At 45.4% G+C, this 24,955-nt stretch carries 20 protein-coding genes and 2 pseudogenes; 6 read left to right on the forward strand and 16 right to left on the reverse strand.

Annotated features, from left to right (window positions below; genetic code table 11):
- Nucleotides 1-86: 86 nt before the first annotated feature.
- The gene (locus ACESQI_RS14450) at nucleotides 87-1,007 is read left to right on the forward strand and encodes an AraC family transcriptional regulator (RefSeq protein WP_373126457.1); all 921 of its coding nucleotides are present in this window, start codon (nucleotides 87-89) and stop codon (nucleotides 1,005-1,007) included.
- 136 nt (nucleotides 1,008-1,143) lie between these two features.
- Here ACESQI_RS14450 and ACESQI_RS14455 read toward each other — a convergent pair.
- The 4 genes and pseudogenes from ACESQI_RS14455 to ACESQI_RS14470 form a co-directional block, all read right to left on the reverse strand.
- Nucleotides 1,144-2,070 (reverse strand): annotated as a pseudogene (locus tag ACESQI_RS14455) (GDSL-type esterase/lipase family protein); the annotation flags it as partial.
- A gap of 51 nt (nucleotides 2,071-2,121) precedes the next feature.
- Entirely contained in the window at nucleotides 2,122-2,403 is a 282-nt protein-coding gene (locus ACESQI_RS14460; RefSeq protein WP_227945679.1) for a nucleotidyl transferase AbiEii/AbiGii toxin family protein, read from the reverse strand.
- A 59-nt stretch (nucleotides 2,404-2,462) separates the two neighbouring features.
- On the reverse strand, nucleotides 2,463-2,753 hold the full coding sequence (locus ACESQI_RS14465) for a hypothetical protein (RefSeq protein ID WP_005640381.1): 291 nt from the start codon (nucleotides 2,751-2,753) through the stop codon (nucleotides 2,463-2,465).
- A gap of 23 nt (nucleotides 2,754-2,776) precedes the next feature.
- Nucleotides 2,777-3,043: a type IV toxin-antitoxin system AbiEi family antitoxin domain-containing protein gene (locus tag ACESQI_RS14470; protein WP_005640380.1), complete on the reverse strand. Its 267-nt coding sequence runs from the start codon at nucleotides 3,041-3,043 to the stop codon at nucleotides 2,777-2,779.
- 246 nt (nucleotides 3,044-3,289) lie between these two features.
- Here ACESQI_RS14470 and ACESQI_RS14475 point away from each other — a divergent pair.
- A pseudogene (locus ACESQI_RS14475) lies at nucleotides 3,290-3,463 on the forward strand (DNA primase); the annotation flags it as partial.
- Between the two features lie 192 nt (nucleotides 3,464-3,655).
- On the opposite strand, the gene ACESQI_RS14480 reads toward ACESQI_RS14475, so the two are convergent.
- The 7 genes from ACESQI_RS14480 to ACESQI_RS14510 form a co-directional block, all read right to left on the reverse strand.
- On the reverse strand, nucleotides 3,656-4,009 hold the full coding sequence (locus ACESQI_RS14480) for a hypothetical protein (RefSeq protein WP_005828814.1): 354 nt from the start codon (nucleotides 4,007-4,009) through the stop codon (nucleotides 3,656-3,658).
- Nucleotides 4,010-4,019: 10 nt separating this feature from the next.
- Nucleotides 4,020-4,562, reverse strand: coding sequence for an RloB family protein (locus ACESQI_RS14485; RefSeq protein WP_005640372.1), 543 nt, complete (start codon nucleotides 4,560-4,562; stop codon nucleotides 4,020-4,022).
- Nucleotides 4,563-4,570: 8 nt separating this feature from the next.
- Nucleotides 4,571-5,815: an ATP/GTP-binding protein gene (locus ACESQI_RS14490; protein ID WP_005640368.1), complete on the reverse strand. Its 1,245-nt coding sequence runs from the start codon at nucleotides 5,813-5,815 to the stop codon at nucleotides 4,571-4,573.
- Between the two features lie 212 nt (nucleotides 5,816-6,027).
- Entirely contained in the window at nucleotides 6,028-6,198 is a 171-nt protein-coding gene (locus ACESQI_RS14495; RefSeq protein WP_178300849.1) for a hypothetical protein, read from the reverse strand.
- Nucleotides 6,199-6,508: 310 nt separating this feature from the next.
- On the reverse strand, nucleotides 6,509-8,821 hold the full coding sequence (locus tag ACESQI_RS14500; protein WP_122116139.1) for a family 20 glycosylhydrolase: 2,313 nt from the start codon (nucleotides 8,819-8,821) through the stop codon (nucleotides 6,509-6,511).
- 18 nt (nucleotides 8,822-8,839) lie between these two features.
- Nucleotides 8,840-11,038, reverse strand: coding sequence for a DUF4838 domain-containing protein (locus ACESQI_RS14505; RefSeq protein ID WP_122116138.1), 2,199 nt, complete (start codon nucleotides 11,036-11,038; stop codon nucleotides 8,840-8,842).
- A gap of 15 nt (nucleotides 11,039-11,053) precedes the next feature.
- Nucleotides 11,054-13,732, reverse strand: coding sequence for a glycoside hydrolase family 3 C-terminal domain-containing protein (locus ACESQI_RS14510; protein WP_224204711.1), 2,679 nt, complete (start codon nucleotides 13,730-13,732; stop codon nucleotides 11,054-11,056).
- 1,025 nt (nucleotides 13,733-14,757) lie between these two features.
- On the opposite strand from ACESQI_RS14510, the gene ACESQI_RS14515 reads away from it, so the two are divergent.
- Both ACESQI_RS14515 and ACESQI_RS14520 read left to right on the forward strand, forming a co-directional pair.
- Entirely contained in the window at nucleotides 14,758-17,976 is a 3,219-nt protein-coding gene (locus ACESQI_RS14515) for a SusC/RagA family TonB-linked outer membrane protein (RefSeq protein ID WP_055284960.1), read from the forward strand.
- A gap of 24 nt (nucleotides 17,977-18,000) precedes the next feature.
- Nucleotides 18,001-19,632: a SusD/RagB family nutrient-binding outer membrane lipoprotein gene (locus tag ACESQI_RS14520; protein ID WP_055284961.1), complete on the forward strand. Its 1,632-nt coding sequence runs from the start codon at nucleotides 18,001-18,003 to the stop codon at nucleotides 19,630-19,632.
- Between the two features lie 464 nt (nucleotides 19,633-20,096).
- Here the strand turns inward: ACESQI_RS14520 and ACESQI_RS14525 are convergent, their stop codons facing one another.
- The 3 genes from ACESQI_RS14525 to ACESQI_RS14535 all read right to left on the reverse strand — a co-directional run bounded on the left by ACESQI_RS14525 (nucleotide 20,097) and on the right by ACESQI_RS14535 (nucleotide 21,855).
- The gene (locus tag ACESQI_RS14525; protein ID WP_055285022.1) at nucleotides 20,097-20,876 is read right to left on the reverse strand and encodes a DUF4121 family protein; all 780 of its coding nucleotides are present in this window, start codon (nucleotides 20,874-20,876) and stop codon (nucleotides 20,097-20,099) included.
- Nucleotides 20,877-21,260: 384 nt separating this feature from the next.
- On the reverse strand, nucleotides 21,261-21,563 hold the full coding sequence (locus tag ACESQI_RS14530) for a helix-turn-helix domain-containing protein (RefSeq protein ID WP_055284962.1): 303 nt from the start codon (nucleotides 21,561-21,563) through the stop codon (nucleotides 21,261-21,263).
- A gap of 7 nt (nucleotides 21,564-21,570) precedes the next feature.
- A complete protein-coding gene (locus tag ACESQI_RS14535) occupies nucleotides 21,571-21,855 on the reverse strand; it encodes a helix-turn-helix domain-containing protein (protein ID WP_055285023.1) in 285 nt (94 codons plus the stop codon).
- A gap of 470 nt (nucleotides 21,856-22,325) precedes the next feature.
- Between ACESQI_RS14535 and ACESQI_RS14540 the strand changes: the two genes are divergently transcribed.
- Both ACESQI_RS14540 and ACESQI_RS14545 read left to right on the forward strand, forming a co-directional pair.
- Nucleotides 22,326-22,619, forward strand: coding sequence for a helix-turn-helix domain-containing protein (locus ACESQI_RS14540; protein WP_055285024.1), 294 nt, complete (start codon nucleotides 22,326-22,328; stop codon nucleotides 22,617-22,619).
- A 56-nt stretch (nucleotides 22,620-22,675) separates the two neighbouring features.
- The gene (locus tag ACESQI_RS14545) at nucleotides 22,676-23,380 is read left to right on the forward strand and encodes an NYN domain-containing protein (protein WP_055284963.1); all 705 of its coding nucleotides are present in this window, start codon (nucleotides 22,676-22,678) and stop codon (nucleotides 23,378-23,380) included.
- Between the two features lie 83 nt (nucleotides 23,381-23,463).
- On the opposite strand, the gene ACESQI_RS14550 is transcribed toward ACESQI_RS14545, so the two are convergent.
- Together ACESQI_RS14550 and ACESQI_RS14555 are read right to left on the reverse strand one after the other, a co-directional pair.
- Nucleotides 23,464-24,255, reverse strand: a complete 792-nt coding sequence (locus ACESQI_RS14550) for a PRTRC system ThiF family protein (protein WP_055284964.1) — start codon at nucleotides 24,253-24,255, stop codon at nucleotides 23,464-23,466.
- Nucleotides 24,252-24,953 (reverse strand): prokaryotic E2 ligase family D protein, encoded by a 702-nt coding sequence (locus ACESQI_RS14555; RefSeq protein ID WP_055285025.1) that lies wholly within the window; start codon nucleotides 24,951-24,953, stop codon nucleotides 24,252-24,254. Before ACESQI_RS14555 ends, ACESQI_RS14550 begins: the two co-directional genes overlap by 4 nt.
- Nucleotides 24,954-24,955 lie beyond the last annotated feature (2 nt).

Below are 24,955 nucleotides of genomic sequence, written 5' to 3' on the forward strand. Positions count from 1 at the left end.
CTAAAACTGAGGACAGGCGGATATTAAATAAAAAAGTTATTCTGAGATTTATGCAAATAGATAAAAAATACTAAAAACAAAAAAAAATGAATGTAGACTACAATAAACACAACATTGTCAAATACTTAGCAAACAATAAAGATAAAGACATATGGAAAATGTCGGTGAGCAGTATAGGATTCCAATCCACCAAGTTTCTAGACAGCTATCCTCCAAAAGGCCATCCATTCGGATACACCTTCAATCCCGAACGAGGACGAATCTTAGACGAATTCTCCTTAATCTATATTACAAAAGGGAGAGGTACATTTCAGTCCGGCAACTGTTCCGAAAAAAAAATAACTAAAGGAGATGTTTTCCTTTTGTTTCCCAGAGAATGGCATACATACCGACCGGCAAAAGACATCGGATGGAATGAATATTTTGTAACTTTCCAAGGAGAATATTTTAATAAATTACTCAATAAGATTTTCCAACCTAATGATCCCATTATCCACATCGGCATAAACGAACAAATAGTCAAGCATTTTCAAGAAATGCTTGACTGTGCCTTGGCACAGTCACCCGGATTTCAAGCTGTCATGGCGGGAATTATGATGCATATGATCGGCGATATCTATTCGATCAACAAAAACTATGATTGTGAACCAGCTTCTCTGCAGAAGATACAGGAGGCATGCGTACTGATTCTAGAAAACATTTACGACAAATTAACACCGGAAGACATTGCCGAATCCATCAACATGAGCTATTCCAATCTCAGGAAATCATTCAAGCGATACACCGGAATCACCATCCATCAATACATTTTACAACAAAAAATTAGTAATATCAAAAAATTACTGGACAATACGGAAATGTCGGTCCAAGACATTGCAATGAAGTTAAATTTCGGGTCGGCCAACTACTTCTCGTGCTTTTTCAAGAGTAAAACAGGTATAAGCCCACTTTCCTACCGGAAAAAATTCGAAAAGTTGCAGGAAAAAGCCCCAAAGGCTCTGTATTAAAAGGGGACATTCAGTAAACAAACCATTTTATTTTAGCTCATTGACTGAATATCCCGAATTATATCATTCCCTTCATCTGTAATAACGTGAATGCGAAATATTCCGCTATACAGGTAAAGGAATGCAGGATTATTTTTCAAAAACTTTTGTTGGAGGATGCGATCTCTCCGGCAATCAATTCATATCCTCTGTTATTCGGATGGAGGCCGTCACCGATAAACAGGCTTTCGTCTATTTTGCCGTCTTGCAGCAATAGGGCAGTTCCCGGATTGGCAAATTCGTAACCTTCCGTTTCCACCATCTCCTTAATATCGAAGTTAATGTTCCTTACCCATTGTTCCTGATTACGGCGGGGAAGGATGCCGATCACTTTGACGGAGGCTTCCGGTTGTCGCTGACGGATGGCGGAAAGGAGGAAGCGGAGACCTTCGACGATATCCCTGTCGCTGTTCAGGCCACAGTTGTTCGTGCCGATCATCAAGACGACTTTTCCTGCTTTGTAGCCGTCCAGTTCTCCGTGGTATACACGCCAAAGCACATTTTCGATGCGATCCCATCCGCAGCCTAGGTTCTGGAAACCGGCAGGTCTCATGACCTTTTCCCAGGCCTCTCGTCCGTTCTTGTTGCGGTGTTCTGGTTCGCCACCCCAATAGTGGGTGATCGAATTGCCTAAGATTACAGCTTTAGGCGGATGGTTGCGTACCTGCTCCAGAAAAGCGCGGTGACGAGCCTGCCATTCATACATGTTCGGTTCCCGGCGTTGGGTGACGGGAATGGTTGTTGTCAGGCTGCCTAAAGGAATATGCAGGATTTCCCGGACCTTTCTTTCTACAGCTGCCGCCTGTTGCTGCATTCCGAAGTCGGACGGGTGCACATAGTCAACCCAACCACCGGATGGTATGTTCAGGTCTTCGCGGGACAAATAATATACATCTTTAATTCCTTCGGACTGAATCTGCTCGTATGCTTTACGGGAAGCACGGTTAACCTGGGTGATTTCGTTGTATTTTATTGAATCCATATACATATTGCTATAGCCTCCGTGTTCGATCAGCAAGATGGGCAGTAAAATAGAATCTTGTACCAGGATATTTCTTTTCGACTGTAATCGGTTCTATTTTGATACTTCCTGCGTCAAATGACACCCCATCTTCATGGCATACGATACCCAGGATTTCTTGGAATACACGAGCCAGGAAATCCCAGCCACAACTGATCCTGTCCGCCATAAACCCACATCAACCGTAGGACGAGCCTCAAGTCCATTCATGGCATAAAGCAAAGAACCGCCTTTCAACAAGAATTTGTCCTTGTACTGGCTTACAGAAGCCCTGCAAAGCAGTCTCTCGTTGAAGTATCTTGCCAGAAGATACCATGTATTTATAGCCTGTCTCATTCATGAGGTTGAGCAAGCGTGTCTTTACAGACTTGTCATAGTTTTTCTTTCCCATTATCTTATTCTATTGCGATTTCGAGATAATTTTTCAACGTGTTAAACACTCTTAGGCGCTTGGCGTAATCCTGCAAACGGGCGAGATTACGGTTCGGCTTTTTCAGATAAGTACGTATTACTTCCGCGCAAACGTCCAGACCAATCTTGTTCCGATACTTCACCGCATCACAAACACTTCGTTCCATATCAGTAATATGAACTTTATATCCCGATATATCCGCATCCATAATCCCAAACTCCAAGTTCTCTTTTTTCCAATAATAAAGTTCTATAGGCAGGGCGTGTGGAAGCACTACTTTCCTTTTATTGGCAATGGCTATGCAAAAAGCAGGCGGGACTGTCGTAGACAGTTGATGATATGTCCAGGCATTGTACAGGCATAAACACCATTCGGTATTATCCTCTCCACGTCTATCATCGTGTTTAGCAATGCCTCAGGAGCAGCATATACCCCATGACGCAATCTTATCAAATCGCCACGTTCTTTAGCTCGCAACACCTGTTTATATTCCGACAGGTGAGATATATCCGTTGTGGATATAGTCCCTCCGAGAGACGCAACTTTATTAATTATATCATTCATATAATCCACCTTAGAAGTTCTTTTCACACTACAAAAATACGATTATTTTCCGAATAACAGGCAATATTCTACGGTTAATTCACAAAAAACACCGTATAATACTACCGGTATCCATTTTTCATATAAATCATATCTATAGAAGAAGCCCTGTGCCATCTGATGATTTCTGATGACATCTGATGCCATTGCTTTTCATGTTTTAGAGATAAAGCGGTTCTTTGCCCAAATCCATGAAAATGAGATGTTATGAACATACAGGAAGCAAAGGACATCAGACTTGTTGATTTTTTAGCTGGATTCGGATATGAACCGGTAATACAGCGTGGAAACAGCGTGTGGTACAAATCACCTTTTAGGGCGGAAAAGAAGGCCTCTTTCAAGGTAGACCTTCATAAGGAACTGTGGTATGACTTCGGACTGGCCATGAGGGTTCTGATAATCTCATTCCAATGCATTACATGTATTGCCTATTAATGGTGCTATAATTCTGATATATGATGTCTTGCGCATGGATTTGCCTCAACGAATACGAATCTGTCCTCCGATTACTTGCCAATATTCCACTGCTTGAATAATATTATTCCCAATTATAGATGTCCATAATTACTTCTTTTATATTAGCTGTTGCGCCACCTGTAAATTCTCTTTTAATATTTTACCGAGACTTTTTGCAAAGTGTTTGTATGAATTCTTTTCTTTCTCTTTATCATTATCCGATAAATTACTACTATCAATTTCAGAGTGTACAAAACTGACAATACTATCAATTGCATTATCTACGGTTTTGCTGCTAATTTTTGATTTATATCCCAATGCATTTATAACACATATATTTACCAGCTCCAATATCTCCGGCGATTTAATAGCTGCTTTTATTCGCTCTGCCATTAGTTTTGCACCTTTATCTTGTGATTCTGACAAGATGTCAAGAAAGATATCAGCTAATGTTATTTCCCTATTCTCCATAATCTTCAAATTACAAACTTTCCAGCAGTTCTATCATTTTATAGATGGTAGTTGATGGATTATTATATGTATCCAGCATCTTGGCTCTTGCCGTTGCTTCTGATGTTTTTTCAGACAGTTGCTGTTTCTCATTTAATGCCAAAGTTCCCTTTGTGTAGTGTTCAAGATGTCTTTTCAGTTTCTTGATGCAGACGTTTTGCGTTAGTTCGGCATGACACTTCTCAAAGTGCAGCAAATACCACAACTCAATACATGGATTCGACACCATCAATATCGCATCTGGAATACTTAGCAGGTGTTCCAGCATTCCGTCCACATCTAGGTCAAACATTAGGAATGTTTTATCATTTTTGGTTACAACATATTCCCGTTTACAATTCTCTATATACCGAACGGATATGTTCGAATCGCTCTTTCTTGGGATAATTTGAATAGGCGCACGGTATTGTGAACGGAGGTGGCTGATATAAGCAACCTCAGACTCCCCTTCACAGAAAACAAAGAAGTTTGGCTTCATTGTTTTGCCTTTGGATTTTCTTATTTGTCGTCCCATATCAGTTTCTATTTTATAAAATTATCCGTCTGTTCGTCAATATACGGGATGGCATCAAAACGACCTTGCAGATATGCCTTTTCTGCATCCAGCCCGTCACGGAAATCTTTGTAATCAAACAGCGAATACAAATCCGAGGACCCGTCATCCCGTTTGTTAACAAAATATATCTGATCCTTACGTAACTTGTTGGTATTAAGCAGGTATGTATTGTGTGTAGTATATATCAACTGCGCCGATTCGCTTTTATTGAACAAACCGATAATATATTCTACCAGTTTTATATGCAGCTGCGTTTCGATTTCATCTATCAACAAGATTTTATTATTCTTGACGATATCCAGGATTGTCAGCATCATATTGAATAAACGCTGTGTTCCATCAGACTCTTCTGCAAAAAAGTTGAAAGGAACATCCGGGTTATTTCTGTGATAGGTCGTAATGACCAGCTGTGGTTTCTGAATATCTTCTACCGACAATATTTGATTGTCTGCAGGGTCAATCACTGCAGTCGAAAATACTTTATTCTCGTGCCTGCTGTCGATTTTGACAATGTCGCTATCAGCAATTCGCAGCACATTAAGGAACTGTTCTTTGTTCTCATTCAACAAGCGCTCGACAGAGAACGAATTATATCCGAAATAATTCAAAATAAAACGCTCATTGAAATATCGAAAAACATCTTTTGCTGTATCTCGATCCATCTGACTGGCGCGTGACACGAAAAGCGTTTTTTTGGATGTATTGGCAGCAACATCCATAGGGCGGCGAATCACCGAGCGGAATTCATAGATATTCTTTTTGTCGGGTCCCTTTGTTTCATCACGGGAAAATACCAGTGAACGACGGCCATTCGGATAATAGTAAAGTGCCTCTTTCAGTATCTCAACTTTATTGAGTTCAAAAGAATATTCATATTCGATACCTTCAAGGAGGAAGCGAATGAAGAATGTACTTGGCTTGCCAATGCCTCCGAATTTGAACGGAGTAAAGGCAAATATCGTATTCTCATTGTAATTATGAGATGAGAATATCATTCCCACACAAGCGCGAATAGCCTTGATAAGGCTGCTCTTTCCTGACGCATTTGCACCATAAATGGCAACAGTTTTAAGCAACCGCTCATCACCGCATACAAATGTATTTTCTTCAAGCTCCTTTGCCTTTTTTGTCTGTATGCTTGCTGCCTGCATATCCAGTACCACCTCATCTTTAATTGAGAAGAAGTTGCTCAAACGAATTTCAAGTATCATTTCATCCCTTAAATTTGTAATTGTTTTGCAAATATAGCAAATTAAATGACAAAATCATAATTCGGACAATTTTTAATAGATTAGAGGTAGCCTGCATAAAGTATTGTTATATAGGGGGCATTCGACAAGCCAAAGAATGATGTTTCTATATCTGTGTGTTCATTCACTACTTGCAACTCATAAACCTTTTTGGTTAACGCAATATGACACACTTACAGTGGTTTAACTTTATCTGCCAGTTGCATGGTTGATACGTATTTATCCGCTATACAGCCCGATTGCCAATACCCCGACTGGCATTTGTCATAGGGAGCACTGTTCATACAAGCAGCAAGTTGAAACATGAAAGATTGTCCGAAACGATACAAAAATAGTATGTTCAACGTCTTGAGAACTGCCGTCAGACTATCACAGAAATTACTAGTTATTCGACTCTTTTCATTTGGAACTATTTCGTTTGGATAATTCTCTTCAATTTCTCGTTCTATTCTTGATAAGACTGCCTGTTTGTGAATTTGTCACAATTGGCACCATGTTTTTTAATGAATTCGCAAAGATTCTTGTTTTTACAACTGGAAGATCATATCCTCTAAAAAATGTGATATTACCCCAAGTTGTCATCAAAAAAGTGTATTATATACTGGTTTTCATCCTCGAAAAAATGTATCTTTGCAAAAGACAAGTGAATAATTCTTATTTTACACAAACTTCATCCACAAATAAAAATGTGGGATTGCCGGGCCACATATGCCAGGCCGGTAATTTCGGTGTAACTCTAGCAATAATCCGTACATAACGGGTTTCCACCACAGAGAAAGAAAGCGTATGCGGGTAAATACCGTCTTTATCTTCCTTGTCTAAAACCGGATAAGAGGCCGAAGCAAGTTTTCGGTACTCTTTTCCATCTTCAGAACACCATACTTCCAGCCCGGTGGCATCCATTACGGCTGCTCCTTTTGAGACGTTGACAGTCAGCGATACCGAAGAGACAGGTGTCGACTTTTGTAGGTCGATGGTCAGATCCATATCTTTCAGGAAGCCGAGCCAACGGCCGGTGTTATAGTTCTGATTACCCTGTAATCCGTCAGTCAGCGTGCTTACCCCGTTGAAAGTATAGTTCTCATGTGGTGCATTGGCCAGCCAGGAAGGTTTGAAAGTTGCTTTGTTTACATGGATATGTTCCTCAAATACACTACTGGTATCCTCAGTCGTAACAATAACGGCTTTCAGTTTGGTGTCTTCCCGTATTATCAATGGTTCCGTATAGATCAGGGAAGCTGTATCCGGTTGACTTCCGTCTGTCGTATAGTAGATCGGGCGGTTACCGATAGTGGAAAGGGAAATCTCAAGCGCGTCTTGCAACGTGTCTGTCCGGAAGTTCTCGGTTATTTGAAAAACATGTTCCGAATAAGTATAATGAGATTTGTCATATACAGTTATCAAACGATACAAACGATCCATAAAAGCGTCGAAATCGTGTTGTTCAGGATCAGCCCAGCCTAATTCGCTTAACGCGGCCAGACGTGGAAGGATTAGGTACTCAGCCCGTTCCGGGGTATCAATTCGCTCCGACCATAGACAGGCCTGTACACCGATGATATGCTTGGCGGCAGCTTCCGATAATGTATCCGGACAGATTTTGAAATCATAGACACGGCGAACCCCCCGGTTACCACCCAGTTCCAATAACTGGCGGCCACTGAAATAAGTAATACCCGCTGGGGTCATAATGACATCATGTTGCATTTCAGCCGCTTTGATACCATTTTCCGTACCTCTCCATGACATGACGGTCGCATTGGGAGCCAACCCTCCTTCCAATATTTCATCCCAGCCGATAATCTGACGTCCTTTGCTGTTGACGAACCTCTCCACTTCTGTCATAAAATAACTCTGGAGTTTGTCTTCCGCTTTATGTTCTTTCGTATCTTTCCATCCGTTATTGTGGATCAATGCCTGGCATTTCGGGCATTGTTGCCAGCGGTCACGTGGACATTCGTCGCCTCCTACATGAATGTAATGGGAAGGGAAAAGCTCAATAATTTCCGATAACACATCTTTCGCAAAACGAAGCGATTGCTCATTGCCAACACATAATACCTCCTTATGGACACCATACGTAGTAGCCACTTCGTAGGGGCCTCCTGTGCATCCTAGATCCGGATAGGCAGCAAGCGCGGAGGTGATGTGTCCCGGCAGATCGATCTCCGGAATAACGGTGATATAACGTTCTGCCGCATATTCGATGATGTCCTTTACTTCCTCCTGCGTATAAAAACCACCGTATGGTTTTCCGTCGAATTTCCCGGGACCGTCATTCAGTAACGACTCTTTCCGTTTGGAACCAATTTCGGTCAACTTCGGGTATTTTTTAATTTCGATACGCCACCCCTGGTCATCAGTCAGGTGCCAATGGAAGGTATTCAGGTTATGGAGAGCGATAATGTCAATGTATTTCTTGATGAAATCAGTCGAGAAGAAATGGCGGCCTACGTCGAGATGCATTCCCCGGTAGCGGTATTCCGGCTCGTCTAGAATCTGTACGGCCGGAAAACTTATCTCCTTTTGTCCCGTCACGGGGAGTGATTTTCGAAGTGTCTGTATACCATAAAATATACCGGCTTCCGAACTCCCCGTGATGGTAATGTCTCTCTTGCCGACTTTTAGCCGGTAGCCTTCCGGTGAAGATACGGCAGTACGATCTAATACGAGGCGAATGCTATTGGAAGAACCCGTATCTGCTGTTACTTCTGTTTCGATGCCTGTCATTTCGCGGATATATCCGGAAAGAAAAACCGCCGTTTGTCTCAGCTTCTCGTTTCCTTCCGGATATCCGATATGGGTGGATGTGCTCAATATAAAAGGGGCCTCTTTAGCTGGAGTGATCGACTTCGGCAGAGGTACTACCTCATAGTTGCATGTCGCGATGGCTTCTTTTTTATTGCAGGAAAGTATCCCGGCGCAAAGCAGTATTGCTGTTATATAGAATAATAGTTCTCTGTTCATAATTGGATCACGGATTTTTTAATATACACTTACTTCATCCATAAAAAACCAGACAGGATAACCTACGCCATAATGCCAGTCTGGGCATAATCCGATCCCTTTGACCTCAACTTTGATGTATCTGGCCTTGACAGGGCTATCCGACTCCGCTTTTCCTTCGACAAATTTAACCTGCAGGTCCCGGTCTTCAGCAAATGTAAACGAGCCGAAAGGTTTGTATGTCGTATTGTCCGAGGATATAGAATAGCTGACACTATGAGGCAATAAAACCCAGCCACCTAGTTGGTGGAGGAAATCCGCTTCTATCCGGGTGAAACTTTTCTCTTCGCCCAGGTCTAGAATGAAAGCACCGTCCGTCCCGTTCCATCCTACCCAGCTTTCTACATATGTTGTTCCTCCGAACAGTTCGTCGGTCAGGGCTGTTTCGCCCAATGTTTTATAACGTTCCTGAGGCGGGATGATCCAGGTGAGGGAGGCGCCGGAGGCCTTGCTTTGCTCGTTTTGCGGCAAGAATCGTTTCTTGTACAATTCACAATATTCGCCGGGTGCGTTTTTACGTTCATTCAATGACGTGACGCCGAACTGACGGGTACGCCGGTCGAATAGCCCGAGTAATTCCCTGATCTTCGTTTTATCTGTACCGACCTGTGTACGGGCGATCTCGAGTTCCGAATATTGCAGCGGGAGGCGGGATAATTGTACGCGGCGCAACAGTACGGTATCTCCAGCGACGGCTTCCTCTGCCTGGTCGAACAGTTCGTTGTATGTTTTCAGCAAAACGGGGTTCAACATGCCATTTTTATGGGATATCGGAGAATCATATATCCATAACGGTTGTCCGCCGGCCAACAGTGCGCCTTGCATGATCTTCTGGTATTGATACAGGTAAGGGGCGGCCGCTCCGTAATAACCATTCATGAAGGTACGCATCAGGGAGTCGGCGTTCTGGTATGGGTCCCACATTAATTTTCCGATCATGTAAGCCCGCATCTCAGAGAAATCCCCGCCCCGGATACCATTTACCTGCGAAAAGTGCATTGTCACATGATTTTTCTTGAATAGTTGGATATTCTTTTGCAGGATATGGAAGTTGGGGAATGGTGAGACGATATTATCGAAATTGATCCCATAATCCCATACAAATATATTGTCGGATATCTTCGACCATCCTTCCAGCGCTTTTACGAAATCACGGCCGGAGGCATTATCGGTTAACGGAACCTCACGTTTACAATCTATGTCACACAACATGATGTTGACGTTGGGTAACGGTTTCACATGCTTGGGCGGCTGCATGGAATACAGATAAGCCAATGTGGAAAATTCTTTATCAGGGAAACGTTCGGCCAGTTTATTCAGGAACCGGATCAGGTTGCCGGAAGGTGAACCTTCGTACTCGTCTACTTCTTTACAAGCCGGACAGGAACAATTCGTATTGTTACCGTCGTTCTGACTGACCGAAATCATTTTCATGTCCGGGTGAGCCTTAAAGATCGAATCTAGCTGGCGTACGGCCGCGTCGAATACTTTAGGGTTGGTCAGACACCACTGGCTGTTGTGTCCCGGACGATGCTCACCGTTGATGAATGAGTAATATTCGGGATGTTCCTTGCCAAACCGGTCGGACGGCAGAATACGGTTGAACGTGTGTACCCACATGTTTTCGATAAACATGTCTTTTGGTTCTTCCAAGCGGAACCATAGCTTATAGACCGGGTCGTCGTTGTTATAGCTGTAAGTTTGGCGATAACGGAATGCCGGTGTTTCTTCCCTGTGGATAGCGGGAAGTGTGATTGTCTGCATCGGAGTCAACGTATAGGCCTCTTTTGCAAAATAGGACACGCCCATGTATTGTTCCAATAAGGAAACTACACCATAGATGGCGCCTTTATCGCCTCCGCTGGATATTTGTAGTTGTTCGTTTGCTGTCGTTTTCAGCAAAAAACCGTCTTCTCCGGCTGAGGCTTGTTTTCCTCCAATCAGAATGTCCCCGCTTCTTGCCTTTGTATCGGCAACGATCGGAAGCGTAGCCTGGCTGATCCGTTTGACAAAGTCTTGCAGCAAGGTGGCTGCTTGCTCGTTCACTTCATTCTTCTCAACTAATACGATTCGTGAAGTGGCTTTACCATCCTTCACAAGGGTTATCTGTGCTGATACCCTGGAGGAAAGCCCAAACAGCAACATCAGCATACCCATGCATTGAATCAATTGTTTCATGGTAATTGTTTTTATTTAATGGTTTGTTTCTAAAGTCATTGGATGATTTATTGTCAGTGTTGTCTTTAACCGGATATCTTTACAAGAGCGCCCGATCATCAGACGGAAGTCACCCGGTTCGATCACGCGGTTCAACTCTTTATCCAGCATGGACAGGTCTTTCTCGTTTACAGTGAAGTGCAACTCTTTTGTTTCTCTCGGTGCCAATGATACAGGCTGGAAATGGATCAGCCGCATAATTGGTTGGGTTACGGAAGCGACCTGGTCGCGCAAATAGAGTTGTACGACTTCATTGGCTGCGTATTTCCCCGTATTTTTCACCGAAAAAGTAACATGGAAAGCTGTGCCATGTACTGCTTTCGTCACTTTTAGTCCAGAATAATCAAATTCGGAATAGCTCAATCCGTGACCGAAAGGAAAAAGCGGTTCACCGGTCAGGTTGAGGTAATCGTCGCTCCGCCCGGTCGGTTTATGACTGTAATTGAGTGGTAGCTGGGCTTCGTGGATCGGGTAAGTGATCGGCAGTTTGCCTGAGGGGTTATAATCGCCGAATAAAACATCGGCAACCGCATTGCCCCCTTCCACTCCCGGATACCAGGCATTCAGTACGGCCGGAACTTGATCCTGCCATTCAGACATGACCACGGCACTTCCACCGATCAAAACAACAACAGTGGTTTTTCCTGTTGCTGCGACTCTACGGATTAACTCTTCCTGCCGGCCAGGCAATGCCAGATAGCCTCTGTCACGGAATTCTCCCTCTTCAATACCCACGACAACGATGGCGATCTCGGATTCACGGGCAGCTTGTACGGCTTGTTCGATGGACTGGTCTTCATTTTTTGTATCCACGTCCCAAACAAACCGGATACGTGCGTTTTTTGTATTCTCATAAAACCTGATACGAATGTCATATTCTTTTCCTTTTTCAAAGGTAAAAGGAACTAATGTATGACCGAAAGAGGTTTTATATGGTTTGTCTACTAGCACTTTTCCATCAACGGTCAGCTGGTAACCGTCATTTCCCTCCAGCCCGAGCCGATATGTTCCGGAGACGGGAGATTTTAATTTCCCGTTCCATTCGACAGAAAACCAATCGACAGCCAGGCAAGAATCCGGGGCAAACAATGTCCATGAGAATTGTATGCGTTTGTCAATCCGTTTCAAATCGGGGACTCCTTCATAGGAGATATTATTGAAATAGCGCCCTTCCAGTCCCGGCAGTCCGTCTAATGTGGATAAATAATAGGTTGGGACGGTCAGATATTCCGGATTGATTCGTTTACATCCCTCTTCGTAACGGATGATAGCTCGATCGCCCAGTCTATTTTTCAATCCATCAAGAATGCTGACTTTGTCAACGCCCGGTCCGCTGTACCCTCCTAAACGGGCTTGAGCGGCATCTTGTCCGATAAGGGCGATACGTTTTACTTGTTTGGATAACGGCAAAACCCGATTTTCATTTTTCAATAACACGATTGATCTGCGAGCTGCTTCGAGAGCCAGTTTCCGGTGTGCGGAGCAGGCATTCCACTTCTCCGCCTCATTTTCGTCAATGTAGGGATGCTCGAACAGACCTAGGTGGAATTTCGCTTTTAATACTTGTCCTACAGCCCTGTCCAGCGCTTCTTCCTTAACTAAACCATCTAGGCAAGCCTGTAAGAATGGTCGGTGTTCATCGTATGTTGTCTGGAAGATGACATCCAGACCTCCATTGATTGCATCAGCTCCTGCTTCCGAGAAGTTATTGACGGTGTGATGCAACTTGTGGATGATACCGACAGCATCTGCATCCGCAATCGTAAATCCGTCGAATCCCCATTCGTTCCGGAGTTTGTCGATCAATAACCAGGGATTGGCTGTACAAGGAGTTCCGTCTAACATATTATATGCAGTCATTACAGACTGCGACTGTCCTTTTTGGAAGCAAGCCTTGAAAGGAACCAGATGCGTCTCTTCCAAAAATCGTTCCGTGAAATGGATCGGATTACTGTCTCGCCCTCCATCTCCGGAATTGGCGGCAAAGTGTTTAGGGGTGGTTATCACTCCCATTTCTTCAAAACTTCTTACAAAGTTGACACCCATGCATGCCGAAAGATATGGATCTTCTCCATAGGTCTCTTCCGTACGTCCCCAACGCACATCTGTTGCGAGATTAACCACGGGCGATAGTATTTGTCGGATACCACGTGTTTTCGTTTCCATGGCGATGGCATGGGAGACTTGGCGTACCAAGGCCGTATCGAATGTGGCGGCCAATGCGATGGATTGGGGGAACGCCGTGGCTCCACCACGAATCAATCCGTGTAAAGCCTCGTCGAATGCAATAATCGGTATGCCCAGTCGGGTTTCTTCTACGAAGTAACGTTGGATCTCATTGATTTTTTTAGCCATCTCTTTTGCTGTCAATTTCGGGTTGTATTGCAGCAATTGTTTGAGTTCCGGATTACTGGTTCCTATGGTTGAAACCTGGAATCCGAAGATACCGTGGGAAAAGCGGTCTTTCCCTTTATCCAGCTCACCAGGCATCATATATGTTTGCCAGAACTTCTCTTCGATCGTCATTCTCCCTAATAAATCCTTCACTCGTTCGTCAACCGGAAGTGCCGGATTCTTGTAAGGAGGTATTTCCTTGACCGAAGTGAAAGAACAAAGGATAATAATTGGAAATAATAGTAAATTAGTAGGTTTCATGATATTAATTATACTTATTGTACCGAGTACATATTGTTTATCGCGTGCAAAATTCAAAAAAATCAGGTATAAAAGCAAACGATCAAGAGAGAAATATATTAATAAACAGGGTATGACTGTTATGTTCGATTGTTTCGCTATCTTTTTGACAAGCACTTTTAACAAATGAATCATAATAGTTTGTTAAATAATTAGAAGTCATTTTGAAATGAATAAAATAACCTTATATTTCAATATAAAAATAATTAAGTATCAGCAAACTAAAAAATATGATGGTTAGAGTTTACAGTATCAATCAAGTTACCAATGGTTATTGAATAACTTGAATATAAGTTCCTGCGCCTCGTTAAGATCCTTACAGACAGAGAGTGCCAAGGAGCGCTTGGGATTGGGTTACGGACAAATTCGGTTGGGTTGTTGAAGCCGTACTCTGGCTAAATGAGCGCCCAAACGAATTCCTTGTCTTACCTAAGAGATGGATTGTTGAAAGATCGCTCTCTTGTTGAGGAACTCCAGAAGATTAACTATTGATTATAAATATCTGTGTGAGATGGCTGAAGTTATGTATCAACTAGCTTTCATACAGATTATGCTTAAAAATATTTCTAAGGATTTCAATCTTAAATCAGACACAAGAGTATGGTAAATAGTGACCTGTGCCAAATAAATCGGCCTTATTTTGGTAGAAAGATTGCCTTTCGTTTAGAGCGGGACCATGCATACTTGAGGTTGTTTTGGTCTCTGGATGAAACTTGTCCCAGCGGAACTAACGTGTTTTAGATACGTTCAAGATTTGATTTTCTTGGTTTCAAAAGGTAATTTGTGACAAATGTGTTGTTTTTAATAAAAAAGCACCATAAATTTAAGTATAGTTTACAAAAAAGTTGTATCTTTACATCGCATTTATGCAATAGACCATGAATGATACATTAGTTCCGCTGGAACCATGTTCATATTGTGATATAACATTACAGGAATAAATGTAATCAATCTAAACTTAAACTTAATTTTAAAACAAAAGCAAGATGACAAAGAATGAATCTAAGCTATTATCCCTTCAATGGATAGCTAAAACCTCGGCGTTCTGTTTGTTGCTTTCCGCTTTTTCTGTAAACGCGGCGATGGCCGTTCCTGCTTCCGTAGGCACGGTTGATGAGGTGATGGGCGTACAGCAGGACAAGAAGGTGACAGGTACGGTCGTAGACGAAGCGGGTATTCCCGTAATCGGTGCGAACGTGATCCAAAAAGGTACGACAAACGGCGTGATTACGGATCTAGACGGAAACTTTTCTTTGGAGATTCCCAATGGGGCGGTAATCGAGATCAGTTATATCGGTTATGCGACACAGGAGATCACGGCGAGCGGACAGACGGGCTTGCAAGTGAAACTGACGGAGGACACGCAGAAGATCGATGAGGTGGTAGTCACCGCATTGGGTATAAAACGCCAAAGCCGCTCGTTGGGTTACTCCACGACGCAAGTGGGTGGCGAGGACTTTACGATGGCCCGTGACCCGAACCTAGGTAACGCCCTTTCCGGTAAAGTGGCCGGTGTTAGCGTAGGCGGTAACTCGACCGGTACGGGTGGTTCCTCCCGTGTGATCATCCGCGGAAACGCCTCCCTGACAGGTAATAACATGCCGCTATACGTGGTGGATGGCGTGCCCTTCAGTAACCAGAACTTAGGATCGGCCGGCACATGGGGCGGTATAGATATGGGTGATGGATTGAGTAACATCAACCCGGACGATATCGAGAGCATACAGGTGTTAAAAGGTGCCGCCGCATCCGCATTGTACGGATATCGCGGTGGTAACGGTGCGATCTTAATCACGACCAAGTCCGGAAAGAAAGGTAAGCCTGTGAACATCGAGTTCAACAACAACTTGACTTTTAACATGATCTACGACTACCGAGACTTTCAAAATGTGTTCGGGCAGGGTGATTATGGCGTACGTCCTACCTCCGTAGCGGGAGCTGAGACCACGCAGACTAGTAGCTGGGGAGACGTTTTAGGTGGTACGGCGACCAACTTCCTAGGAAATGAGGTGCCTTACGAGTATATCGACAATTGGCCGAATTTCTACCGCACGGGTATCAACAACTCAACTTCCGCCTCGCTCAGCGGCGCGGGAGACAAGATCACCTACCGCTTCGGCGTATCCAACGTAGCAGAGAAGGGACAGTTACCGAACTCTAGTAACAGCCAGCAAGGTATCAATATGAATACGACGTATGATATCTTGAAGAACCTGCACTTGATCGTGAGCGCCAACTATGTGTTCGAGAAGTCGAAAGGCCGTTCGAACCTGTCCGATGGCAACGGTAATACCAACGCAACCTTGCTGCACTTGGCGAACTCGTTCGATGTACGTTGGTTGGAAAGAGGCTCGGCGAACGCTCCTTGGGGTTCCTTTGAGGACGGCTCGGAAATGAACGGTAATGGTAACCGCAATGTATATTTCAACAACCCCTACTGGTTGCAGTATCGGAAAACCAACGATATGCAGAAGAACCGCTTGACGGGATCAATGACCTTGAAATACGACATCACGGATTGGTTGTATGTGCAAGGTGCCGTTCAACGCGATGGTTACAACTTGGAGTTCAAACAGATACAGCCGACTGGAGCCGCCGCGGATCCACAAGGCTGGATGACGGAATACTCCCGTAGCTTCTCCGAGATGAACTTGAACTACCTGATCGGGTTCAATAAGGAGTGGGGCGACTGGTCGGTTGGCGCCACGTTGGGCGGTAACCGTCAGCGTACGATCAACAAGATGTTCTATACGACGGATGGAGGCCGTCCGTTTATCGTCGATGGACTGTGGTCTGTAAATAATCTCAGCGATAAACGATCGAAGAAGGACTATTCGGAATACCGGGTGAACTCCATATACGCTACGGCGGACTTCGGATGGAAGAACCAAGTGTTCTTGAACCTGACGGGACGTAACGACTGGTTCTCCACCTTGAACCCGGATAGCAACAGCTATTTCTATCCGTCCGTAACGCTCTCGTGGGTATTCTCCGATACCTTCCGTGACAATATGCCGGATTGGTTCGATTTCGGTAAGATCCGCGGCTCGTGGGCAAGCTCCTCCAATGGTACAGATCCATACAAGACCTTGATGGTGTATAAGGTACAGAATTTCCAGATCAACGGACAGACCGGAGGTACGGCAAACAGTAACCAATTCGCGAATCCAGACTTGAAACCGGTCAGCATCAAGGAGTACGAGGTGGGCTTGAACCTAGCGTTTATGAGCAACCGCCTATCGTTCGATATGGCGTACTACAACAAGAACACGACAGACGATATCGCTGTTGTCACCACGTCCAGCGCGTCCGGGTTCGGATCGAAATACATGAACGTGGGCGAGATCCGGAACCAAGGTTTCGAGTTCATGGTGAATGCGACACCGGTGCATACGAAGAACTTCTCATGGGAGACGACCTTCAACTTCGCATACAACGATAGTGAGGTGAAATACCTGGGAGGCGTAAAGTCCCTGTCTATCGACGGAGCCTCCGCACGCTCGGGCAACGTGACCGTCCGCAACATCGTAGGCCAGCCTTACGGTATGTTGGTTGGCTACAAATACGCCCGTGACGAGCAAGGCCGGGTCATCCATAAGAACGGTATCCCGCAAGCGACCGACGAGTTGCAGAACCTAGGCAACGGTGTCTACAAATATACCGGAGGATGGAGCAACACGTTGAGATTCCGCGATTTCTCCTTGTCGTTCTTGATTGACTACAAGGCAGGCGCGAGCCTCTTCTCCGGCACGAACTACTCGCTCTACAGCGAGGGTCTGCACAAGGGTACGTTGCTTGGCCGTACAGTTGATAACCCGGGAGGCAGTGGCTTTATCGGTGCCGGTGTCATGATAGATGACAATGGAAAGATCCTTGGAGAGAACAACGTGGCGGTAAACGCACAGGATTATCACAAGGGGATCGTCAACAATAATATCGCCGAGGAGTTCGTCTACAATGCCAGCTTCATCAAGTTGCGTGAGTTGTCGCTCGGCTATACCTTCCCGCAGTCTGTCTTGAACAAGATGAAGGTGGTGAAGGGCTTGAGCGTCTCGTTGGTGGGACGTAACCTATGGACTATCTTGAAGCATACCGATAACATCGATCCCGAGTCAGCTTACAACAACACGAACGGACAGGGCTTGGAGTTGAACGGTTATCCGGCCACGAGAAATGTCGGTTTCAATGTCAATGTCAAATTCTAATCACGTTTGAAGAAGTATAATAATATGAAAAAGTATTTAGTATATATGACGTGCGCCGCCGCGGCCATGATCGGGGGAACGGGTTGCAGCGATTTCGGGGATGTGAATATGGACCCGGAGCACCTGAATTCGGAGAATATCCCGACCGAGTTATTGTTCACCAACGGTCAGCATCAGATGTTGGGATCTGATTGGGACGTATGGCGAAACGGTTGTATCTATGCGGCTCAATGGATGAGCCATACCGCATCGTTCAATTGGTTGGGTAATGCGAATTACACTTGGAACGACGGCTACTCAGGTGCGTATTGGGAAATCTACAACGGTGACACGCGCGGGGCGCTCCGCGACATGAAAGATGCGGTGGAGGCTTGGAAAGAGGATCCGTCACGGCAGACCGATTACCAAATCGCTCGTATCATGCTCGCCTACGGCATGCACCGCATGACCGACCTTTACGGGGATATCCCCTACTCGCAGGCGGTACAGCCGGAGTTGTATTCCTTTCCGGAGTATGACACGCAACAATCTATCTATATGGATTTGCTGAAGGAATTGAACGAGGCACAGGCCGCCTTGAACGGCGCATCGGCGGCAGCGATGAAATCGGCGGACAACTTCTACCAAGGCGATGCCTCGAAGTGGCGGAAGTTTGCCAACTCACTGATGCTGCGCATGGCGATGCGTATGTCGAAGGTAGACCCGGCCGCAGCGGAGCAATGGGTGAAGACCGCGGTAGCCAACGGGGTATTTGAGTCGGATGCGGACAACTGCATGCTGATGCATGCGGGTGGCTTGACAACGAACGACTCCTCCGAGCCATACGCCAAGATCTACTCGCACGAGGATCGCGGCAACTTCTTCCTGACCGAGTATTTCGTGGATCTGTTGAAAAGAACTAACGATCCGCGCCTGCCGTTGATCGGTACGGTGTGCGAGGATCCGACCATCTCGGTGCAGGCGGGTAGTGACTTCCAATATGGCAATTCCGATCCGGCCGTCCAGAAAGGCTTGCCTAGCGGTTTCTCCGACAGCCCCGATAGCCCGTGGTTCGTAGGTAACAAATACCCCGAGTTCAAGGACGAGGATTACCGCAGCACGTACAGGAGCCGTTATTCCACGATAAACCGTTATACCTATTCCGACCCGACGGGCCCGACGTTCGTCTGCACCTATGCCCAGACGCAATTGTTGCTGGCCGAGGCTGCCGTACGCGGCTGGGTAGACGGGAGCGCGCAGGCTTACTACGAGAACGGCGTACGCGCTGCCATGCGGCAGTTCGCACAGTTCCCCAACGGCACGGCGCTGTATAATCAGTATCTGACGCAGGCCGCGATCGACCGCTATTTGACGGAGAACCCGTTTAATGCATCGAATGCGTTGGAACAGATCAACACACAATATTGGATCAACTGTTTCTGCGATGAATATGAGACCTTTGCTAACTGGCGTCGTTCCGGCTATCCGGAATTGAAATCGACCTATGACGCGGCCAATCCGTATCCTAACGCAGATACGAATGGCGAGATCCCCCGTCGTTTCCGCTACCCATCGAAAGAGTCGCAAGACAATGCGGCTAATTATGAGGCAGCTGTTAGCCGTCTGTCCGGTGGCGATCACTTCAGTTCTCGCATATGGTGGGACGTGGCGAAATAAACCACCCTATTGATCATCGCAATAAAAAGAAAGAAAATGACTACTCTAGTAGTTACAAATTGTTATTATAAAGCCAAGAAATGGCCATATTATTGCTTGACACATTAAATTGTACAGATAGTAGTAGTATAAGGTACTATTTTTGAATAACTGATGGCATGAGGGGATAAGAATGAGCAATCATCTTATCCTCTCTTTGTATATTCGGTTAGCCTGTTTAGTTACATAGAATTAATGTACACTGAATTTTAGTGTGATTATCTTACTATTATATCGAAACAGGTACTTGTTCTCGAAAAAAGCATTTCTTATGAAACTACAAAAAACATAAGGTAAGATATACCATGTTCCATCTTTTTCGTAAGCGACTACAAAACCGTCTCCAACCATCGATGATATACCCTTGTTTCCTTCCTGCCGCATGTGGCAGGAAGCAGGGTGATTTTTAATGTGGCGATACTGTGTTAATAGTAGAATGTGGTCAGATGTGTTTTATGATCTTTTACAATCTTTACTTTCTGCATCTGTCCGTATATTTCACGCACGGATATCGGACAGTTCATCTTTTCCCACTCTTCCGGGGAAATCCTCATATCGGAATGCCTGAAACATAGCATGACCATCTCCTGGGAATCCTCTTCTACGAATATGAAACCTTCATGGTCATTGACAAACTGCTTGAGTCCATCCTCATCCTTACAGGATATTTCTCCGGTGTACATATCCCCGCCCGACCGGGTGTTTTTGCGGATATGGATTTTGAACCATTCCTGACTTTCCGGCTGTTCAGGTGCGCCACATTCCCACAGGGCTACTTTCGCATCGTAGTAAACTTCCCCGTTTTCACATGTCCCGTAATGTCCCCAGTGCTTGAAACGGCCGGTAGTCCAAGTCTTGAACCTTACATCACCGGTCTTTACCAGCACGCACTCGCCGCCATGCATATCGCATTTGATGCCCTTCTTATCCCGGGACACGAATGGGACACGGGAGAAATTCCGGAGCACAATGTTATCTCCATATGCGGCATCTACGAAGAACGGCCGGGAACGTTCACCGTATCCGGAAATAAGGAACAGGCTGTCACCTGTTCGGGGATACCGGTCGGAACGTGTCTTTTCGATGTGTTCCACCATTGCGTTCACTTTCTCTATGTCTTCCCGGACAAGCCCGTGTATCTGGTCATACCAGTAGTTCAGACGGATGAATGTTTCCTTGCAATACTTGTTTTTTGTTTGAATCATGGTCTTTTTTATTTTATGGTTAAACATGCCCGGCTTTGGTAAAGCCGGTATTTCTTTTCTTACATGCATCCGTTTGTCTTTTGCCCTGATTGTGCAAGGCTTGGCGAAAAAATACCGCAGCGAAGCGAGGATGATTTTTTCAGCCAACCAGTCCGAAGGACCGCCTTGCACGATCAAGGGCAAAAGGCTACCTTTGCAGGTAAGAAATAGAAATGCGGAACATTGCTTGATTCTAAGGTGGAAAACCTTTGTCTCGCAACCTGATATATCCCCCCAATAAAATCCGGCAAGGAAAATCTGTTTTTAAAAGATTCCTTGGTTCATATGTCTTACATTGAACAGTATAAGGAAGCACTTGAAGTCCGGATATTTCCCAAACGGACATTACCGGTTATCAAACGCCTCCACCCTGTTTCTTTCCAACAAAGCAAGGATGTCCTTCTCCTTATATAGTAATTTGCCTCCTATCTTGTAGTAAGGCAGTTTGCCGTTTATCCTGTACTCTGCCAGCGTCCTGCGTGTCAGTTTCAACTGTTCGGCAAGCTCACAGTCCGTAATGTAACGTTCTCCATTCAGAACCGGACGTAATTTCTCCTCCTGCTTGTCCAGCATTTCGGACAGGCTGCCTATGTTCCGGAAAAAACGAATGATTTCCGGGGTTTCTTTGGTCAACAGGGATTGGATCATCTCGCTTTTAAGGGGTTATACGGTGAATATTGTTTTCCATAAAACGGATAATATCCTGACGCTTGTAATACACCTTACGGTCTATATAACTGTAAGGGATGGCCCTGCTTCTGCGAAGCTGCAACATCTTTCTGGGAGAGGCGTCCATGAGCATACAAGCCTCCTGGTTGTCAATCCAGTCGTCCATACCGGATATGCCACTTCCGCATGTTTCACACATTTTTTTTACAACGGCTTCCAGAGCCTCATTCATTTCCATGAATGTTTTAGCCTCGATACATACAAACTCCATAAGTTTCATTTTTTGTCGGATACGAAAATATGAAAGGGAATATTCATGTCCAAAAGGATGTCGTCAAAAGACATCAGATGTCATTAAACGTCATATGTAACAGAGAGCTGCAGAGTCTAACTTCAGAAAAATGCTCTGAAATAAATATTATAGTCTTTATATGTTGAATACCTTGTGTGGAAGCGTCATCAATTTATCCGGTTTTAAGAATATAGGCGGGGTGGTATCTGTAACTTGTAAAGTTTACATTACGGACTTTACAATTTTACACTTCAAAATTTTACACTTACCATCCACTGATAAAAATCAAACAATATTATTTGCTTGATTCTTAGCAGAATGTAATATATAACTAAGTTAATACCGGTACTCCGGCATAGATTTTTCACTAAAGATGGCATATACTCTCGAAAGTGCGCACAAGAAAGGGTATTTCAGTAATAACCTTTAAAATGCAGGAGATACATACCATGATGTATATAGACAATGAAGTGCTTGAAAAAATGATAATGACCATAGTGGAAGGTTTTGACCGCATAGAGAAGAAACTGGACAGGATGGAACGTGTGAAAGAGTTCTTGAACGGTGACGAACTTTTGGACAACTATGACATAGCCAGGCTGCTCAACGTGTCGTTGCGGACAGTCGCCCGCTACCGGGAAAAAGGACTGATCCGCTATTACCAGACGGACGATAACGGAAAGAACTTCTACAGAAGCTCGGAAATACAGGAATTCTTGCTGAAACGCGGAAAGAAAAAATGAGCGTGGGAGTATCAATATGCGGAAGTTATGCTAACTTTGTTTCATAAACAGTTGTTATGAAGACAAATACCAATTCAAGATATGCCGTCGCAGTCCTTATTGACGGGGATAACACCTCCTTCGAGAAGATGGAGGATATAATGAGTTTTGTTTCCCGTTATGGGGATGCCGTTGTGAGACGAATTTATGGAGATTGGACGAGAAAAGCGCTTTCCGCATGGAAAGGAACTGCCCGGGAGCATGGATTCAGGCTCATACAAGCTTCCTCCCATGCTCCCGGAAAGAACACGACCGATATTGCACTGGTCATAGACGCGATGGACATTCTTCGTGACGGTCGGGCAGACTGTTTCTGTCTGGTAGCCAGTGATGGTGACTACAGCCTGCTTGCCCAGCGAATACGGGAAGCCGGATTGAAGGTGCTGGGATATGGGGAGGATAAGACTCCCGTATCATTGGTACGATCCTGTTCCGTGTTCCTGTATGCCGACCGGAAGGAAAACAAGGTTTCGGACAATACTCCCGAATTTTTTATCCAAAGGGACATGGAGTATTTCGACAAGGCTTTCCGGCAGGCGGCTGACGGCAAAGAGGAGGTTCCCCTTTCACTGATCGGCGGCGCATTAAAAAAAATGATGCCCAAATTCAAGGTCAGGAGATATGGATGCAAGACATTGGGCAAACTCTATGAAAGGCTGGACCGGTATGAGCTGGTCATGACTGAAAAGGGAGTGGCAAGTGCCGTGCGGCTGAAAGGCTGAACCGCACGGCAGAAACAATCAGGAACCGTCAGTTTTCTTTTATACATGGCAAGAATGCATAAAAGAAAACTGACGGTCATTGTCTATACCGGAATGGGATTTATCCGTAGTGTATCGAGATTGAGATAGGCTCCCCGGTAGAATGTCCTTCCTTCCCTGAGCATACGCCACAGGATGTCGCAGCCGGTTTGTGCCAGCATGGAATTGATGAAAAGGTCCTGCTTCTGCAATGCTTCCGCCAGCGAGCAGCTCGGCCCCGAATCCTTTTCCTTGATGGTGGAGTAGCGTACCTCTTCGGTAATGACATTCATACGGGGAACGGGCAGGTATTCGTTGGAGACGGGCTGGAGAATCTTGCCACGGATGTTCCCTATCAGGACCTGTCCGGTGGTCCGGGCATTGCCGAAGTCCATCCAGTATATGGGCGACCGCTCGTTGTTGGAAGTGTGTTCCCGGTGTTTCTTCAGGAACCGCCAGAGGTTCATCCGGGAGCGGATGTTGTCGGTGCAGGTGACGATGATGTTCGCCAGGGCGGGCTCTTCCCGGTCTGCGGAGGCTTTCAGCGGATAACGCTGCCCTTTTGCCTCCCACGAGAAGCCGAAAAAACGGTTGATGCGGGTCACAAGTGCCACAGCCTTGTTCAATCCGAGTTCCGATCCGCTGAACAACTGGCGTCCGATGTTCGCTTCCGTGACGGTATCGGGGTCGAAGACCGTCACGTGCAGCCCCGGATGTCCTAGCGCCTGTAATGCCACGCTTATCCGCGCCAGGCCGGTGGCCACCTGTGAGCCTGTTCCGCCCGCACCGATTACGAAGACGGTCACGGGATGGTAGGGATTAAGCAGGTATCTGTCTGTATAATGAATCTTTTTCATGCCAGTAAGTCTTTAAGTTGTTTGTTCATGGGTTTCAATTCGTTCTCGTCAAACGGATTGGCGCGTGCCTTTTCCGTTACCGAGACCAGGTTGCTTCCGGTCGGGTTCCTGCTTCCTCCCAGATGGGAGAATTCGCTGAGCCAGAAACGTTTTTCCCAATACTCGAGGAGTTTTGAGAAAGTCATGTCTTCCGGGGGAGTCAACGTGGCATTTCCCAGACAGACACTGCTGCCCGTGACATTGAAGAAAGGGGCGAGGAAAAGCGGGCTGTTTTCCACCGGTTTTTCCCCCTTATAGGAGAAAATGTCCAGCCTGTCACCGGAAACCTTGTAGATCACGCCAGGCACATGAAATATCCCGTCAGGAATATTCAGGCTTCCGGCAAAGAACATCTGCCGTTTTCCCGGAGGATTGTACCAGATATACCTCTCGTGCCCCTTACGGGTATCACACCACAACATGTTGGCGGGGATTTTCCCGTGCGGCACGTTCCGCCTGTCATCCGTATAGGATTCCACCAGGGAGTCCATGAACTCATAGGTGACAGGCATGGCAGCCTCCATCCTGCCCCTGTCATTGATGGGATGCAGTTCGAGGTAATGCATTCCGTTCCCATAGCGGTTCTCACGGTATTCATACGCGATCAGTGCCGCCTTGGGCACCATCACCTGTTGTAATTTATTGGTCAGTTCATTCATAT

It is taken from the genome of Bacteroides sp. HPS0048 (assembly GCF_964240755.1).
Classification (GTDB): Bacteria; Bacteroidota; Bacteroidia; order Bacteroidales; family Bacteroidaceae; genus Bacteroides; species Bacteroides nordii.

Coding starts and splice junctions, on each gene's coding strand:
- ACESQI_RS14450 (WP_373126457.1), top strand. CDS start 87: ATGAATGTAGACTACAATAAACACAACATTGTCAAATACTTAGCAAAC.
- ACESQI_RS14460 (WP_227945679.1), bottom strand. CDS start 2,403: ATGAGACAGGCTATAAATACATGGTATCTTCTGGCAAGATACTTCAAC.
- ACESQI_RS14470 (WP_005640380.1), bottom strand. CDS start 3,043: ATGAATGATATAATTAATAAAGTTGCGTCTCTCGGAGGGACTATATCC.
- ACESQI_RS14480 (WP_005828814.1), bottom strand. CDS start 4,009: ATGGAGAATAGGGAAATAACATTAGCTGATATCTTTCTTGACATCTTG.
- ACESQI_RS14485 (WP_005640372.1), bottom strand. CDS start 4,562: ATGGGACGACAAATAAGAAAATCCAAAGGCAAAACAATGAAGCCAAAC.
- ACESQI_RS14490 (WP_005640368.1), bottom strand. CDS start 5,815: ATGATACTTGAAATTCGTTTGAGCAACTTCTTCTCAATTAAAGATGAG.
- ACESQI_RS14500 (WP_122116139.1), bottom strand. CDS start 8,821: ATGAACAGAGAACTATTATTCTATATAACAGCAATACTGCTTTGCGCC.
- ACESQI_RS14505 (WP_122116138.1), bottom strand. CDS start 11,038: ATGAAACAATTGATTCAATGCATGGGTATGCTGATGTTGCTGTTTGGG.
- ACESQI_RS14510 (WP_224204711.1), bottom strand. CDS start 13,732: ATGAAACCTACTAATTTACTATTATTTCCAATTATTATCCTTTGTTCT.
- ACESQI_RS14515 (WP_055284960.1), top strand. CDS start 14,758: ATGACAAAGAATGAATCTAAGCTATTATCCCTTCAATGGATAGCTAAA.
- ACESQI_RS14520 (WP_055284961.1), top strand. CDS start 18,001: ATGAAAAAGTATTTAGTATATATGACGTGCGCCGCCGCGGCCATGATC.
- ACESQI_RS14525 (WP_055285022.1), bottom strand. CDS start 20,876: ATGATTCAAACAAAAAACAAGTATTGCAAGGAAACATTCATCCGTCTG.
- ACESQI_RS14530 (WP_055284962.1), bottom strand. CDS start 21,563: ATGATCCAATCCCTGTTGACCAAAGAAACCCCGGAAATCATTCGTTTT.
- ACESQI_RS14535 (WP_055285023.1), bottom strand. CDS start 21,855: ATGGAGTTTGTATGTATCGAGGCTAAAACATTCATGGAAATGAATGAG.
- ACESQI_RS14540 (WP_055285024.1), top strand. CDS start 22,326: ATGATGTATATAGACAATGAAGTGCTTGAAAAAATGATAATGACCATA.
- ACESQI_RS14545 (WP_055284963.1), top strand. CDS start 22,676: ATGAAGACAAATACCAATTCAAGATATGCCGTCGCAGTCCTTATTGAC.
- ACESQI_RS14550 (WP_055284964.1), bottom strand. CDS start 24,255: ATGAAAAAGATTCATTATACAGACAGATACCTGCTTAATCCCTACCAT.
- ACESQI_RS14555 (WP_055285025.1), bottom strand. CDS start 24,953: ATGAATGAACTGACCAATAAATTACAACAGGTGATGGTGCCCAAGGCG.